The 16733-nt window shown below is 56.1% G+C and carries 14 protein-coding genes; 2 read left to right on the forward strand and 12 right to left on the reverse strand.

Annotated elements, in window-relative coordinates:
* From R0125_RS04310 to pilB, 12 genes are all read right to left on the reverse strand, one after another.
* The gene (locus R0125_RS04310; RefSeq protein ID WP_317237259.1) at positions 1-936 is read right to left on the reverse strand and encodes an acyltransferase; all 936 of its coding nucleotides are present in this window, start codon (positions 934-936) and stop codon (positions 1-3) included.
* 24 nt (positions 937-960) lie between these two features.
* Positions 961-1860 (reverse strand): glucosaminidase domain-containing protein, encoded by a 900-nt coding sequence (locus R0125_RS04315; protein ID WP_317237260.1) that lies wholly within the window; start codon positions 1858-1860, stop codon positions 961-963.
* Positions 1861-1964: 104 nt separating this feature from the next.
* A complete protein-coding gene (locus R0125_RS04320) occupies positions 1965-4184 on the reverse strand; it encodes a hypothetical protein (protein ID WP_317237261.1) in 2220 nt (739 codons plus the stop codon).
* Positions 4185-4320: 136 nt separating this feature from the next.
* Entirely contained in the window at positions 4321-4881 is a 561-nt protein-coding gene (locus tag R0125_RS04325) for a YfaZ family outer membrane protein (protein WP_248182994.1), read from the reverse strand.
* Positions 4882-4977: 96 nt separating this feature from the next.
* Positions 4978-5184, reverse strand: a complete 207-nt coding sequence (yacG, locus tag R0125_RS04330; protein ID WP_317237263.1) for a DNA gyrase inhibitor YacG — start codon at positions 5182-5184, stop codon at positions 4978-4980.
* Positions 5185-5192: 8 nt separating this feature from the next.
* A complete protein-coding gene (locus R0125_RS04335; RefSeq protein ID WP_410797551.1) occupies positions 5193-7553 on the reverse strand; it encodes a response regulator in 2361 nt (786 codons plus the stop codon).
* Positions 7554-7593: 40 nt separating this feature from the next.
* On the reverse strand, positions 7594-8325 hold the full coding sequence (gene tsaA / locus R0125_RS04340; RefSeq protein ID WP_317237265.1) for a tRNA (N6-threonylcarbamoyladenosine(37)-N6)-methyltransferase TrmO: 732 nt from the start codon (positions 8323-8325) through the stop codon (positions 7594-7596).
* A complete protein-coding gene (locus R0125_RS04345) occupies positions 8322-9365 on the reverse strand; it encodes a hypothetical protein (protein ID WP_317237266.1) in 1044 nt (347 codons plus the stop codon). Before R0125_RS04345 ends, tsaA begins: the two co-directional genes overlap by 4 nt.
* A 34-nt stretch (positions 9366-9399) precedes the next feature.
* Entirely contained in the window at positions 9400-10041 is a 642-nt protein-coding gene (gene coaE / locus R0125_RS04350) for a dephospho-CoA kinase (RefSeq protein WP_410797552.1), read from the reverse strand.
* Positions 10014-10889, reverse strand: a complete 876-nt coding sequence (locus tag R0125_RS04355) for an A24 family peptidase (protein WP_317237267.1) — start codon at positions 10887-10889, stop codon at positions 10014-10016. Before R0125_RS04355 ends, coaE begins: the two co-directional genes overlap by 28 nt.
* A gap of 78 nt (positions 10890-10967) precedes the next feature.
* Positions 10968-12188, reverse strand: a complete 1221-nt coding sequence (locus R0125_RS04360; RefSeq protein WP_317237268.1) for a type II secretion system F family protein — start codon at positions 12186-12188, stop codon at positions 10968-10970.
* Positions 12189-12190: 2 nt separating this feature from the next.
* On the reverse strand, positions 12191-13906 hold the full coding sequence (gene pilB, locus R0125_RS04365) for a type IV-A pilus assembly ATPase PilB (protein ID WP_317237269.1): 1716 nt from the start codon (positions 13904-13906) through the stop codon (positions 12191-12193).
* A 389-nt stretch (positions 13907-14295) separates the two neighbouring features.
* On the opposite strand from pilB, the gene R0125_RS04370 reads away from it, so the two are divergent.
* Together R0125_RS04370 and R0125_RS04375 are read left to right on the forward strand one after the other, a co-directional pair.
* Positions 14296-14724: a pilin gene (locus R0125_RS04370; protein WP_317237270.1), complete on the forward strand. Its 429-nt coding sequence runs from the start codon at positions 14296-14298 to the stop codon at positions 14722-14724.
* A gap of 83 nt (positions 14725-14807) precedes the next feature.
* Positions 14808-16733, forward strand: coding sequence for a hypothetical protein (locus R0125_RS04375; RefSeq protein WP_317237271.1), 1926 nt, complete (start codon positions 14808-14810; stop codon positions 16731-16733).

The following is a 16733-nucleotide window of genomic DNA, read 5'->3' on the forward strand; positions in this document are numbered from 1 at the left end:
TTACGCTTCGCTGACCCGACCTACGTTTTCCGGGTTGCCTTCGGTTTCGTTCTTGAGGGCTTCGATCCGCGCGTCTTTTTCCGCCCATAACTGACTGACCCAGCGCTGGAAATCGGTTCTCACCTCGCGGCTGCCCTCATAATCCATGCCCAGGAAACGCTGGGGAATTTCCCGCACCTGAACGTCGATAACGATGCGGCGGGTGCGTCCACACAAAAAATCCCAGAAGCCGGAGTTGCCATCCGGGTACACAATGCTCACATCCAGCATGGTGTGCAGCATCTCACCCATGGCGCCCAGCACGAAGGCCGTGCCACCGGCCCGTGGCTTGAGGAGATGCTTGTACGGAGACTTCTGGCCCGCGTGCTTGGCGGGGGTCAGGCGCGTGCCTTCCATGAAGTTGAAGATGGTAACCGGCGTGTAGCGGAATTTCTCGCACGCGGCCTGGGTGGCGGCAATGTCTTTGCCCTTGAGCTCAGGCCGGCGGGCGATTTGTTCTTTGGTGTGCCGGTGCATGAACGGAAAATCCAGTGCCCACCAGGCCACGCCGAGAAAAGGCACCCAGATCAGTTCTTTTTTCAGAAAGAATTTCAGCAGGGGAATGCGGCTGTTGAGCACATACTGAATGGCGGGGATATCGGCCCAGCTCTGGTGGTTGCAGGTCACGAAGTACCAGTGCTCCCGGCTCAGATTCCCGGCGCCGCGCACGTCCCAGTCGATCCGGTGAAGCAGATCCAGGAACCGGTTATTGAAGCCGATCCAGATAAACGCGATGGTGTTGAGGGCAACGGTACAAAGCTTGCGAACGGACGTCACCGGGATGATTAGTTTCAGCAGCGCAAACACAATCAGCACCGGAAACAGGATCAGGGTGTTCAGCAGTATCAGCAGCGCCGCCAGTGTGCCTTTCAGCGGCGCAGGTAAAAAGTCTAGCATCGTTGGAAATCCCCCGGTAATGCGTCAATCCGCGGTTTTGTGGTCAGGCATGAGGCTGTTCTCTCGGCTGGCCGAGGCCAACTGCTTCAGCTTTATGCTGGTGCTGCCGTCCACCGAGTCGCTGAACGCCAGGTCAAAGTAGTTGAGGTTGTTGTAGCGGATCATGCTGCGAATCTCTTTTACATAGTCTTCGCCGCGTTCGGAATAGCCGATCAGGCCGGCAGCCAGTGCCGACCCCGACGCCAGCTTGCCGTTGGCCCGTTGTTCCAGACGCACATCCCGTAATACCTGATAGGTCGGGTGGCGGTTCAGGTTCTGGATATAAGCCCGCACCGAGCGATAGGGAGAGGTAAATTTCTCCACTTCGTGGGTGGCCCCCTCGGCACGTCCGAGGGGCACCAGCCCGCAGCCCTTGGAGAAACACCACTGGCCGAACAAGTTGTTACCCCGGGTGGCAAAGCGTGAGGTGCCCCAGGCGGACTCATTGGCGGCCTGGGCGAGCACCAGCGACGGTGATATAACATCCAGCCGTTTGCGCAGCAGATCGAACAGCTCGGGGCTTCCGGGTTCCTCGTCAACCCTCAGCCGCTGCGCCTGATTTGCCAGCCAGGTGCGCTCGGTGCTGCTGAGCTGGTCTTTTCGGGAGAGCGCCTCCAGATAATCCCGTTCAATCAGGATGCGGGAATTGGCCAGCACAATGCGGGGATAGAGGAATGAGAAAAAAGCCGCCTTGCGTTCGGTGGCATCCCGGTACTGGTTGAAATCCGGCAGCGCGTCGCCTGCCCAGGAGGGCAGAGGGGGAAGGGACGAGAGAGCGACGTCATCGTCTTCGCCCGGGACGGGATCCGGTGTGTGAATACTGCCCCAGATGACCGCAGCCACCAGAGGAAGAACCAGCAAAAGCGCCCGGAGTCCAGCAGACATAAAACCTCGCGATAGATTCGACATACCTCGAATTATAACAGGTTATACGCCGGTTTTACGCCAGGTTGAGACGGGCGTCGGGTTACGCTGCGCTAACCCGACAATCAGTCCGGAAGGCGGGTGGCCATTAACAAACCGAGGCTCTGCTCGCCGGCGGCGCTGTCCCGCAATTGCAGGAAAAACTGGTCCTGGTCGGCAGTCACAAAGCCTTCCAGCGTGAGATCCCCCGCCGCAAAGGTCACCTGGCCGCCCATACCCGCAGTGTAGGCGAGCGCCACGTTGTCTCCGTCATCCAGCACCGGTGTGGAGACACTCTCCGTTGCTACGGAATGCACAATGTCGATGGTGCGTTGCGCCAGGGTTGCGTCGCTGGACGAGTTGATGGTGAGCAGGGCATTGTCAAAATGGCGGAGCCGGTTCTCGCCGAAAGCCAGCCCCATGCTGAATCCCTGAAGCCGAAAGCGTCCGGATGCGGGCGCGCTGGCGGCCTGCTCGGCAGCCACCAGCATGCCGTCGCCGGTCACGCCGTTGTCCAGATTGAACGCCAGGAGCGAGCCATCCGGGTTACTGGCGCCTGCACCCAGCTGCGGGGTGCCGAATTGACCGGCGGAATTGCTGATGTCCAGGTTGAGCCGGCCAATCTCCCGGTCTCCGACGCTGAGTCGTGAGGGCCGTGTACTGATGGTCTGGTTTCCATCGCGAATGCCAGCCACCGGACCGCTCACGGTGCCGTCACTGGCCCGCGCCATGGTAAGGGTGGGCATGACCTGCGCCACCGTGTTGCCACTGATACCCCATGTCCCTGCGCCGGATTCAATCTGTATGGGTTCGCTGCCCTCGCTGAAACGGCTGGCGAGGTACACCACGTTGTAGTCTTTGCCATTCAATGACTCGAGGCTGAACCCCTGATCGCGCAGGAGATTGACCTCAAGCACCGAAACGTAATGATCTTCCAGGGTGCGGCGGCGTTTCAGTTCACCGGCGCTGGATTCCAGCTCAATGGCTTTGCCGGCACTGAAGTAGCCGCTCAACACCCGGTCCGGAGCGTCATTGTCGCCACCGGTGGCGCTGACAAAGGCATCCAGATAGTAGGGGTTTCGGGTCCAGCCGATGATTTCGGAACTGCCCTCGCCGGTAATGCTCTGGTACAACGCGCGCCCGGCCAGCAGGCGAGTTTCGTCCACCAGCGTGGCAGCGCCCGGTGAGGAGGCGTGGGTGTTGAGATCCCACTGGTCGGAGCCGCGTTCGAAGAAGTTATTGCCGGCCTGATGGATGAGTGCCTCGCGATCGTAGGGAATGTCGTTGGCCAGAGACGTCACCCGAATGTTGAAAGCGTCGAAACTGGTCAGGGTCAGGGCCGGGTAGACGTAGCCGGTGCCGTTGTTGTCGGTCACGCTTTCTTCCTGGGCGGTGCGAACACCCCACTGGCCGGAACCGGCAATACTGGGTTCCCGGAATGTCTGGCCCAGCTCCATGCCCACGAACACCGAATTGTAATCGGCGGAGCTGGCACTGATCCGCCCGGAAGACTGCTCATCCAGCAGTGCATACTCCGCCATGCTGGCGACGTAGCCGGCGAAATCGCCACGATTGCCCAGCAGGTCCAGCGCTTCACCGAGATCCCGGTTGTCCGGAATGTCAATTTCGAAATCGTGTACCTGATCTGCCAGAGTGGACCACACATACTTGTTCAGGCACAGCTCGCCGCTGGCGTCGTCCACGCAGTCCAGAATCTCGCGGAACTGGGTGTTGGAATAGCCAGCCAGGGTGTTGGTCACCAGGTACTCGGAGAACGGATTCACCTTCACGTCCCGATCCGAATCCGCCGCCAGGGCCCGCATGCGGGTGTTGCCGTAAACCGCCTCGATGATGACATCCGGCGCCAGAGGCAGGCCGTCTTCAAATGCTATGACCTCGCGGCCATTATCCTCGGTGCGCCGGGATATATTCACAGAGCCCAGAGGGCGCAGACTGGGGCCGGTGCGATACACCTCGAGCCGGTCCGGCGCCACGATACGCAGGTTCCGACGGGTGGGCTCGCCGTTTGGTGCCACCGCTGCGGGCACCTCCACGGTGACACGGACCTCGTTCTGCGCCAGTCCGTTGGTGTTGTTGGAATCACCGGTGCTGCCGGAGCTGAAATCATCCAGTGCATTCTTGGCCGGCGGGAAGCTGTTGCCCCGGGATCCCGCTTCGTCTGTCGCGCTGCTGCCCCCGCAGGCGCTGAGGAGGGCGGCGGTCAGGATCAGCGTCAGCAGGCGAAGCCCGGGACGTCCGAGCAGGTGAGGGGATTCGTGATGACCAGAGAAAGCGTGCGAAACCATGCCAGTGATAGTCCATTCCCGAAACATGAGCGGGCAGTCTAGCAAGGGCGCCGGTTGCAAAGAGTGAGGCAGGGCACGAAACGAAAACGGGCGCCCGATGGGGCGCCCGCTGACTCAATCGAAGGAACAGTCAGGTTCAGAAGAAGATCTTCATGCCTGCCATCACGCCTTCGTCCAGATTCACGTCGCCGCGCAGCGGGGAATCCAGATCGGTGTTCAGGTACCGGTATCCGGCGAACACTTCGGCGTTGCGAATCACGCGGTAACTGGCGCGCAGTTCCAGGCTGGTCATGTCCTCGGAGTCACCGAACGACAGGATGCTCGGTGCATAGTGCAGGCCACCGGTCACAGACAGGCCAGGCACGTCGGGAATGTTGACGGTGGCGAAACCACCGAGGGCCACGGCGCCGCCGTCCAGATCGTCATCGTCCCAGCCGATGGCACGCAGGCCGATGCCGGCGGTGGTGGGCAGATTGCCCAGTGCGGTGCGGCCCTGGGCGTGGAAATCCACGTTGCCGATGTGGCGGCTGCCCTCATGGTAGGTGTAGCCGGTACCCAACTGCAGGTCGGAGTTCACGCCGAAGAAGTTCACCTGGCCCTTCACGGAATCGTTGGTGAGGCTCAGGTCGAGATCAGCTGCCATGGCCGGTGCAGCGGCCAGAGACAGGGCAAGAACGGACATACGGGTCAATTTCATTCTTCTACCTTTTATGGGTCAGTGAATTCGTAAAATGGTACCGAGCTGACGCGGGAGGCTCAACTTAAAACGGGGTAAGGGCTTGTTAATAAGGCTTTAGTGACGGGTATTTCCGTCCTGGGGGTCAATGGTGTCGAGCTGGTCAAGATCGTCCGGCGACACATTCTGGGCCGGCACCCGGTATTCTTCGTTGGCCCAGGCACCCAGGTCGATCAGTTTACAGCGTTCGCAGCAAAACGGGCGAAAGGGATTTTTTTCGCTCCATTCCACGGATTTTTTGCAGTTGGGGCACTCTACGTTCATAACAACCTTCAGGATGGTGTGGACATACTGCAGTATTGTTCCAGTACTGCCCGCAACATTTCAATATTGACAGGCTTGGCAACAAAGGAATCCATTCCGGCCACGCGGCATTTTTCCTCGTCCTCTTCCATGGCGCTGGCGGTCAGTGCCACCACCGGTACACGGCTACGGCTTTTCTCGCTTTCCCACTGGCGCAAGCGGCGGGTGGCTTCAAACCCGTCTACCCGCGGCATCACGCAATCCATGAACACCAGATCGAACGGGTGCCATTGTAATAAACTGGCCGCTGCCTCGCCGTCATTGGCGGTCATCACATCGCAGCCCAATTTTTCCAGCAGGCGCCGGGTCAGGGTGCGGTTGACCGGGTTGTCTTCCACCAGCAGCACCCGCATGCGACCACAGGGTAACTCGCGACGGCGGGAGGTGTCGCTGACTGCCTGCAGGGAAAAGCGAGTCAGGAACCGCCGGTCACCGGCGGCGCGGTCGGCAAAAAGCTGATGCAGGATGGGGGTCAGGCAGGACTCCCGCAGGGATTTGCTCAGGAACGCGTCGGCACCGGCCTGGCGGAAATGCTCGGCATCGCCCCGCTGGGGGTTGGATGACAACACCAGCAGGCGGGTGCCGGTCCACTGCGGGTTGCTGCGGATCTGGCGGCACAGCAGATCGCTGTCCATATCCGGTACAAAACCGTCCAGCACAATCGCGTCGTAGGGTTGCTGGTTATCGGAAGCCAGCCGCACGGAGGTCAGGGCCTCACCAGCGGCCTTCACGGCCTCGATCTGCAATTCAAAGCGGGACAGCATTTCCAGGGTAATCTTGCGGGACAGCTCGTAGGAGTCCACCACCAGAATGCGCTTGCCACGGATCATGCGGGTATCAGGACGGACGCGGGTGGTGCTCTCCGGCGCCACCGGCAGCGACACCTCCACCCAGAAGGTGGAGCCTTCGCCGGGCCGGCTTTCCAGGTCCAGGGAGCCGTCCATCAGTTTGACCAGCTGGCGGCAGATGGTCAGACCCAGGCCGGCACCGGGGAGCTGGCGCTGGAAGCTCTGGCCCAGTTGCATGTAGGGCTCGTACACCAGCGGAGTGTCTTCCGGGTTGATGCCGACCCCGGTGTCTTCCACCGCCAGGCGCAGGCGTACCCGGTTGTCCTTGCGGCCCAGCACTTCAATGCTGATCAGCACATGGCCGGAATCGGTAAACTTGATGGCGTTGGAGGTCAGATTCAGCAGGATCTGGCGCAGGCGCACGGGGTCACCACGAAGCGCCCAGGGCAGGTTTTCATCCACCCGCAGTTCCAGCGCCAGCCCTTTTTCCCGCGCGCGGGTACCCAGCATGTGCACCAGATCGTTCAGGGTTTCCCGCAGGTCGAAGGGCAGGTCGTCCAGCACCAGTTTGCCGGCCTCCATGCTGGAGATGTCCAGCAGGTCGTTGATGATGGCGGACAGGCTCTCGGACGCGCTCAGCAGAGTCTGTACGAACTCCCGCTGTTCCTGATCCAGCGGTGTGTCGCCCAAGAGGGTGGCGTAGCCCAGCACCGATTGCAGCGGTATGCGTAATTCGTGGCTGACGTTGGCCAGAAACTGGTTCTTGGCGTGGTTGGCGCGCACCGCCTCATCACGTTCGCCCTGGGATTGCAGAGTGGTCTGGCGCAGGGAGCGGGTGTCCTCCAGCAATTGCAGGCGCATGGTGTTCAGGGCCTGCTCAAGCTCACTCAGCTCATCGGCTGACCGGGGAGCCTTGCGGCGCAGTTTCAGCGGCTCGATGAGGGCGTCCAGATTCAGGCGGGCGGCGTAATCCGCCATGGTTTCCAGATGTCGTGACAGGGTCAGTCGCACGATCAGCAGTAGCCCCAGGGTGCCCAGCGTAACGATCAGGGACTGGAACAGCAGGGTAAACAGCGCCCGGTCCATGAGTTCGTCGTGCACCTGCTCAACAGAAGAGGTCACGGTCAGCGTGCCCAGGTTGCGGGGGCCGGTGTACTGGGGGCGGTTGAGTATCAGCGGGAACGACTGGGAAATCACCCGCCCCTCGGGATAGGTGCCGGTACTGAACGCCTCACCGTTGGAGGTGACCACCCGGGCGTGCTGGATCACGGGCATGGCGCGCATGTCATCGAGGCTGTTGGCCACCTCGCTGAAGTTCATCAGCCAGATGTTGTTGCTCATCGAGCCGGAAATCAGATCCGCGGCCCGCTGCTGGGTGTAGCGCAGGTCTTCGGTGCGGCGATCGTATTCGCCGATCATCTGCAGGCCGGTTGCCGCCAGAGACAGCACCACGCTGAACAGCAATACGTAGACCAGCAACCGGGCTGCCAATGGCCGTACACCTATTCGTTTGAATAACCGGATCAAAGGCAAGACACGCATTCCCTGTGACTGATGAACATTTGTCCAAACAGCCGCCAGTTTAACAGACAGTTAGCACTTCGACACGTTCTCCGGCGTTGTCATAAACAAAGCGGAAACGCACGTTCAGATCATACAGGTGCGCCCCGTAAACGCGATCTTCGTCCCGGCCCCGGCGGAACGAGGGGCGGGGGTCGTAGCTGACCACATCCTCGATCAGCTCCCGTAATTGCGGATAGCGATCCGCCGGCAGGTTCTGCAGCTGGGTTGTGGCCTCATCGAGAAACACCACCGCCATGCGGTCGGTGGGGGGCGTGTCCGCCCAGCCCAGAGTGGCCCCGGGGACCGAGTCGGAAAACGGCAGGTAGGGTTTGATGTCCAGAATCGGGGTGCCGTCGATCAGATCGTGATCGCTGATTTGCAGGACCAGCTGGCCGTTTCTGCGGCACAGGCCCTCATTGCGCACCACCGACAACCCCAGGCTGTTGGGGCGGAACGGCGAGCGGCTGGCAAAGACCCCCATTTTGCGATTGCCGCCGAGCCGCGGCGGGCGCACGACCGGCCGCCAGTCCTCGCGTACCGCCTCATGAAACTGAAAGGTCAGCCACAGATGGCTGGCGGTTTCCAGTCCGCGGAAGGCCTCTTCGCGATCAAAGGGCGCCTCAATCAACAGGTCTGCGCGGGCGAACCGGGTCAGTCCCGGCTGCCGGGGCACGCCGAACTTGTCGCTGAAACAGGAGCGGGTGTAGGCGATGGGCGTCAGGGTCAGGGCATTTTGCGGGGTGTAGGTCATCGTCGGTCAATTTGGCCAGAGAAAAACAATTCGATTCGCAGAATCAGAGAAGCCCGATCTTTAAAGCTCTCGTCACGGGGGAATTCCAGCGCCGGAATGATCTCTCCGAACAACCAGTCACTGTGCAACCGGTAACGGTAGGTCAGGTCAGCGAAGAGGGAGGTTTGTCGCCAGGTGGGCTGGCTTTCGCCAAGGATACCGAAGCGGGGGTTCAGCGTGGAGCGGTTATTCAGGCGCTTGTAGAAGTTGAAGGTTTGCGCCACGTCGAACATGCGGTCGTCATGGACCCATTCCAGCTCGCTGGCGGACAGGAAATCCCAACCATTGCCAAGATCGCGGCCGACCGCTACCGAACTGCGGGCACCCCAGCCATCCTGGTGGAAATAATACAGTCGTTGTTGGGCTTTCAGACTCCAATCTTCATCCAGTTGCCAGCGCTTGTCGGCCGTGGCGCGCCAGAAGGCGTCGGTGGGGAATCTCAGCCGCACACCCACGTCGTTGCTGAGGTTGATGGCGTCGCCCACCTCCGACAGGTAGCGCAGGGCCCCGGTGGCCTCGGTTTCCGAGCGCTCATCTTCGGTGAGCGCGCGGTCACGGCGCCGTTCCGAGAGGGGGATCAGCTCGTCGCTCTCACTCTCGATCACCAGCCGCAGTTTTTCTTCCACGGTGGGTACGTCCAGCCGGAACCGGGCTTCCGGCTCGAACTGGGCCGGGTCGCCGTATTCGGACTCGGTCGCAAAGCCCAGCCTCAGATAGCTCTGGTTGTTGGGCAGCCCGGCGTCTTCCCCGGAAAAGGTGCGATCCGCCCATTCGCCGAGGGCCTGGATGCGCTCGCTCTGGGTGCGCTCCTGGCGCAGTACCCAGTTACTGAAATTCATCCAGTAGGAATCCCTGGGCTCAAGCCAGTACTCGTCGGGGGAGAAGTCGAAGAAATCCGGGGGCAGCGATGCGGGGGAAAGCACATCGCCAACGGCGGGGTCCTGCACAACAAACACCGGCTCAGCGGCGCTAACCTTGGCCGTGGCCAACAAACAGCCCATTCCGAGGACAGCCCATGTTCGCTTTATTAAAGGCTTACCCAAAGGCCACCTTAAACTGTGTGTGTAGCTCACTGACCTGACGTTCCACGTCGCTTATCAGCTTCGTATTATCAACCACTTCGTCCGCTTTGTGCAGGCGTTTTTCGCGGGGCATCTGGGCGGCAATGATCCGCTCCACCTGATCACGGGGATTGGCGTCGCGCGCCATGGTGCGTTCAATCTGAACGTCCTCGGGCACGTCGACCACAATCACCTTGTTCACGAGTTCATGCTGGTCGGTTTCCAGCAGCAAGGGCGACACCAGTAGCACGTAGGGCAGGGTGTAGGCCGGGTCCGTATCCCGGGAATGCAGCTGGCGAATCAGCTCATCGCGGATCACCGGGTGCAGCAGTGCTTCCAGCCACGCCCTCTCTTCTGTGTGCTCGAAGACGACCGTGCGCAGCCGCGCGCGGTCCAGATGGCCGTCCTGCAGGAGGATGTCTGGCCCGAAATGCTCAGCAATGTGGGCAAGCGCAGGGGTGCCCGGCTCAACCACTTCCCGCGCGACGATGTCCGCATCCACCCAATGCACCCCAAGATCCCCGAACAGCCGGGCCACTGTGGACTTGCCAGAGCCAATGCCGCCGGTCAAACCGATCACTACCACCGTCAAACCCCCAGGAACCCGAACCACCATGCCTGAATATCGGCACCAAACCACAAGGATAACAACCCGGCCGCCGCCAGATAGGGCCCGAAAGGAATCGGCACCTCACGTCCCCGATTACGGAACACAATCAGGCAAATACCTACCACGGCCCCCACCACCGATGACAGCAGAATCACCGCCGGCAGCAACTGCCAGCCTAGCCAGGCGCCCAGCGCCGCCAGCAACTTGAAATCGCCGTGGCCCATGCCTTCTTTACCGGTCACCAGCTTGAACAGCCAGTACACCGACCACAACGACAGATAACCGGCCACCGCGCCCCAGAACGCACTGTGAAAGTCCGTCAGCACGCCGAAATAGTTCAGCACCAGGCCCAGCCACATCAGTGGCAGCGTGATGCTGTCTGGCAGCAGCTGGGTATCGAAATCGATCATCGTCAGCGCAACCAGCGACCACACCAGCAGCAACGCCCACAACGCCGCTTCCGTCGGCCCCAGAATGGCCAGGGTAATCACGGAGAATGCTGCCGTGATCGCCTCAATCATCGGATAGCGCGGTGAGATCCGCGTTTTGCAGGCGGAGCACTGACCCCGCAACAACAGATAACTGATGACCGGAATGTTCTCCCAGGCGCGGATGCGGTGGCCGCACGACGGGCAGGTGGAGGCTGGCGAGGAGAGGGTGATGGGTGTTTCCGGCTTGCGCTGGCCCTCCGGCAACTCCAGAAACTCCTCACACTGGCAGCGCCAGTCCTGCTGCATCATCTTTGGTAAGCGCAGGATCACCACGTTGAGGAAACTGCCGATGCAGAGGGAGATTAAGATGACGGTGAAGTAGATGAGCCAGGGTGTGGATAGCAGAGCATCAAGGAATTGCATGAATTTTCCGGACAAGCAAAAAATGAAGGAAGGGTGGGTCGGATTAGTGGAGTGTAACCCGACGCCACAGAGGAAACGTTAGCCGACGACCATGCCCATCTGGAAGATCGGCAGGTACATGGCAACGATCAAACCGCCTACTAGCACGCCAAGAACCGCCATAATCATTGGCTCCATTAGGGCGGTCAGATTATCGACCATATCATCAACTACTGCTTCGTAATGCTCCGCCACCTTCGACAGCATTTCGTCCAGATTGCCGGATTCTTCGCCAATGGCTGTAAGCTGAACCGCCATCGTAGGAAAAACGTCAACTCGGCGCATTGATGCCTGCAGTTGAGTGCCACTGGAGACATCGTTCTTTATTGTCCGGATTGCGTCGCGATATACAGCGTTGCCTGTCGCTCCAGATACTGATTCAAGCGCATCTACCAGCGGCACACCTGCTGCGAAGGTGGTTGATAGAACGCGGCCGAATTTCGCTACTGCAGATTTATCCAATATTTCGCCGACAATCGGGATTCTGAGACTAAACTTGTCCACAGCGTCAGAAAACTTTTGCGATCGGCGTTTAGTTTCCTTAAAGACGAATACAGTACCCATGATTCCTAGAAGCACCGCGAACCACCACTGCTGCATCCATTCTGATAATCCGACAACCATCTGAGTGAAAACAGGAAGGTCTGCACCAAATCCCTGAAACAGGGCTTCAAACTGAGGAACCACTTTCACCAACAAAATTGCAGTCACAACAATGGCAACCACCACCACGGCAATAGGATACGTCATCGCCTTCTTGACCTTTTTTTTCAGGATTTCTGTTTTTTCAAGGTAAGTAGCGATTCGGTCAAGCATCTGTTCCAGCGCGCCCGCCTTTTCACCCGAGTCAACGAGGTTGCAGTACAAATCGTCAAAGTACTTTGGATGTCTACTGAGGGCGCCAGCAAAACTGGTGCCGGACGCAATATCGTTGCGAATGCTCATTACGAGATCTTGCAGCCCCTTGTTCTCGAGGCCATCCGCAACTATGTCGAAGCTTTGTACAAGCGGAACGCCTGCTTTCATCATTGTAGCGAGCTGCCGAGTCAACATGGCAATGTCGAAAGGAGTAATCTTCTTGCTGCTGCCGAACAACGGTTTGGGCTTCTTTTTTACCTTGTCAGGCACTATGCCCTGTTTGCGAAGCTGAGCTTTGACAAGCGCAAGATTAGATCCAAGCAACTCGCCCTTCGACTTATTGCCTTTCCGGTCTTTGCCTTCCCAGATAAACGATTCCAGTTTCTGTGCTTTCTCTGCCATGCTTAATCCTTCGTCACGCGGTTAGCTTCTTCTAGACTGGTCACGCCCTCAATCACTTTTCGGAGGGCCGACTGGCGTAGATTCCTGAAGCCGTCTGCCTGCGCCTGTTTTGCAATTTGAATGGAGCTGGCCTCTTCCATAATCATGTTTGCCAGCTCGTCGGTAATCTTGACCACTTCATAGATACCGACGCGGCCTTTATATCCTCCATTGCATTTATCACAGCCCTTGGGGCGGTACAACGTGAAGCCTGTATCAATTTGTTCCTGTGTGAACCCTTCCTCCAAAAGGATGTCGGTGGGCACTTTCAAGGGTTCTTTACAGGCCACGCACAGGCGCCGCCCAAGTCGTTGGGCAATGATAAGACTGACAGACGTCGCAATGTTGAAAGCAGGCACGCCCATGTTCATCATCCGGGTCAGCGTCTCTGCCGCACTGTTAGTGTGGAGTGTGGAGAGAACCATATGGCCCGTTTGCGCGGCCTTGATGGCAATGTTGGCGGTTTCGAGGTCCCGGATCTCACCCACCATGATGACGTCCGGGTCCTGACGCAGAAACGCCCGCAACGCTTCTGCAAACCCCAGACCCACGCGATTGTTCACGTTTACCTGATTTATGCCTTCAAGATTGATTTCCGCAGGGTCTTCCGCGGTGGAAATGTTGATCTCAGCGGTGTTGAGGATGTTCAAACCGGTGTACAGCGATACCGTTTTACCAGAGCCAGTGGGTCCCGTGACCAGAATCATGCCCTGGGGTTGCTTCAGGGCGTCCAGGTAAAGTTGTTTCTGGTCTTCTTCATACCCGAGCGCATCGATACCCAGCTTAGCCTGGCTCGGATCCAGAATCCGCAGAACAATCTTTTCACCCCAAAGGGTGGGCAGCGTATTCACCCGGAAATCGATGGCTTTGGTTTTGGAAAGCTTCATCTTGATCCGCCCGTCCTGAGGAACCCGGCGCTCAGAGATGTCCAGCTGCGCCATGATTTTTACACGTGCGGAAATTTTCGGTGCGAGTTTTATAGACGGGCGGGAAATCTCCTTGAGCATCCCGTCAGTTCGGTATCGAACGCGGTAGATTTTTTCATAGGGCTCGAAATGAACGTCCGAGGCACCGCCACGAATGGCGTCAAGCAACATCTTATTGACGTATTTGACAATGGGTGCGTCGTCGATTTCGGTTAGGGCAACGCTGCCATCATCATCCTGATCGCCGGCTTCGGTTTCGACGCCCTCAAGGTCGGCATCGTCTAGATCACCCATCGATGTATCTTGTGACTCCAAATATTTGTCGATGGCCTCTCGGAGCTTGGCGTCATCGACCAATACTGCATCTGTGCTCAGTCCGGTATTAAATTTGATTTCATCAAGGGCCTGGATGTTCGTGGGGTCGGAGACCGCAATGAAAAGTCGATTACCCCTTTTATACAGCGGAAGCGCGTTGTGCTTGCGTACGAGTTTCTCGTCGACCACTTTCTCAGGAAGCATGTCTGGCAGAAAGGCGCTGAGGTCCAACACCGATACGCCGAACTCCATGGCAGCGGAAAACGCCAGCCCACGGCTATTCGCTAAATTGTTCTGTACCAGGTAAGTGATCAGAGGTATGCGATTCTGAGATGCTTGGAGAAATGCATCCTTTGCTGTGGCTTCGTCAAGTAGGCCATCTTCGACAAATCGGCGCGCGAGACCTGTGAGCGTGACATTGCTTTTATTGGTAGCCATAAAAAATATAAGGACTGCTGCCTAAGTTGCTGAAAATTTGGTTAGTGTGAGTTAACCTGAGTTTAGTTGGCTGGGATTGGTTTTGGAAGTCACCAACTGTAACGCCGGCCTCAATTCGGTGAGAGTTTGATTTTAGGCCGCATTATGGTGCTCTGGGGTGCCCATTTTTGTCACCGACTGACGCAAATTGACATTTTTTTACAATTGGTCGGCGATTCCGCCATGGTAGGTACTCGACTGAGTGACTGAAACCAAAGAGTTCGCGCGTTGACTAACGAACTTGGCATGCGACCTGCTTGAATGATGCAGGGCTCAAGACGGTTGGGGTAAATAGTCGCCAACTGTGGGGTCATTTTGAGACTAAAACTGAATTACGCAGAGGTTTAATAATGAAAAATATCGAGATCAACCGGGCGCAACAGGGCTTCACGCTTATCGAATTGATGATCGTGGTAGCAATCATCGGTATACTCGCAGCGGTAGCGATTCCTGCCTACCAGGACTACACTACTCGCGCAAAGATTACTGAAGGCATCGCAGCTGCTAATGCTGCGAGAACTACTGTGTCTGAATACCGAATTTCTACGTCAAACTGGCCGAACAACGCTACTAGTGCAGGTTACACCTCCCCCAATTCCCAGTACGTAAGCAACGTTGCGATTAACAATACGACTATTTCTGTTGTGTTCAAGGCAGCAGCAGGCGTGACTGCAGGTTCAAACATCGTTTATCGTGGTTCTGTAACTGCAGGTAGCGTCGAATGGACGTGTAATGGCGGTGACGTGGAAGCTAAATATCGTCCGGCTAACTGCCGCTAACTGAGGCTGAGCGCTTACCGTTCATACTCTTGAAAGTGTTTGAAATAGCCGGCCTACAAGCCGGCTATTTTTTTGGATTAATTATGCGTGCAGATTGGAAATACATACTTTCACTACTTTTGCCCTTTGCTCTATTGACGGTAGTTATTCTTCTGTACAAGCCCGGGATTACCGGTCCATTCCTTCTGGATGATCCAATTCATTTCCAGAAACTGGCAGGTAACGATGGAGAAATCGATACTGCTGCCGAAGTTCTTGATCTCATTAGTAGCGGATCAAGTGCAACCGGACGACCCTTAAGCTTTCTAGCGCTACTAATAGATGATAATGCATGGCCTGCGCCCGCGTTAGAATTTAAATTTACCAATGTCTTAATTCATACTTTAAATGCTTTACTGGTGTTCTGGCTTGTTTACCGTATTTTATTAATAGTAAAAAAAGATTCGAAAAAAGAGTCTGTATTTTTGGGTTTCGTAATTGCGCTAATTTGGGCAATTTCACCGATCCAGGTCTCAGCAGTATTTATGACAATTCAGCGGATGACACTCTTGTCAGGAACAATGTCCGTTTTAGCTCTTATATTGTTGACATATGCATGGAGTGAAGATAATAGGCTGAAAGCAACAGCTTTTATTTTTTTATCGGGCATAGTTACGTTGATCGGGCTGTTGTTCAAAGAGACTGCCGTTTCTGTCGTATTTTATGCAGCTTGTATGGGATTCCTGGTTAAGCAGTCAAAAAATGAGAGCCCTCATTTATACAAAACAGCAATCTTATTTTCGGCTGTTTTAGTGCTGATGCTCGTGTCGTATTATGGTATTAACGCTTCACGAATGCATGAGCTATATGCCAAGCGTGATTTTACGATGATCGAGAGGTTAATGACGCAAGGCCGGGTGATTTTAGATTATTTGGTGCAAATATTTATTCCTAGAATGTCAGCGACAGGCGCATTTCACGATGATTATGAGGTGTCAAGAGAACTGTTTCAGCCGATTTCTACATTTCTCAGCTGGTGCTTTTTGCTTGGAACTCTTGCATTCAGTACATTGTTTCGCCGGAAAATACCGTTGGCGTTCTTCGGTATTGGGTGGTTTTTGTTCGGTCATATATTAGAGTCAACATTTTTACCGTTAGAACTATATTTTGAGCATAGGAATTATCTACCATTGCTCGGACTTTGGATTGCAATTGTTGTTGGCACATACACCTTTTTAGCAAAAAAAATAACGGTTCTCATTTTTATACCATATATTCTTATTTTGGCTTTTGTAACACATAGCTCAGCATCGACGTGGGGTCAATCCGGGGTTTTGTTTCATGTTTGGCTACAGGATAAACCTGAATCACTCAGAGCGAGGTTGGAGGTCGTCCGACATGAGCTTGAGCAGGGCCGTTTTATTCAAGCAAAAAAAGTTTTCAGAGATGGTCAGGCCAACACGACAAACGATGCCGGGTACTATTTGTATGGTTTTATTGTGGACAGGTGCAACCACTTTAATGGAAGTTTTATTGAATACGATCTTGAAGAACTTCTGCATGTGATCGAGAGAGCAAAATTTGAACATGCAAGTCTTGAGGGCTTGAACTGGCTAACTGAGCGAGCTGGTACTGATCGTTGTGATCTGGATTTGAATGATCTGGAGACGATCATTTCAGCATACTTGGAGTCCAGCTCTTTTCACCAGGTTACCGGTGCTAGAATCAGTATCGAAAACAACATGGCAAGGCTCGCGAAAATACAGGGCGATCTTGGGAAGTCAATCTATTATCTGGAGTCTAATTATGACCTTTCAAACGATGTTGGTTACTTACTCAATGCTGCATATTTGCTCGGTTCAGCTGGCCTATTTGAAGATGCAGAAGAATTTCTTCAAAGAAGCGAAAATCATATAAACTCTTCTATAAATCCGCTTGAGAAGAAAAAGAACAGTATTGAGTTGAACGATGTGAAAGAGGTAATTGAGGCATTTAAGGTTCAACGATCAGAACGCAAGGGTGTGAATTAG

The sequence above is a fragment of the Marinobacter sp. M-5 genome (assembly GCF_032911545.1).
GTDB lineage: Bacteria > Pseudomonadota > Gammaproteobacteria > Pseudomonadales > Oleiphilaceae > Marinobacter > Marinobacter goseongensis.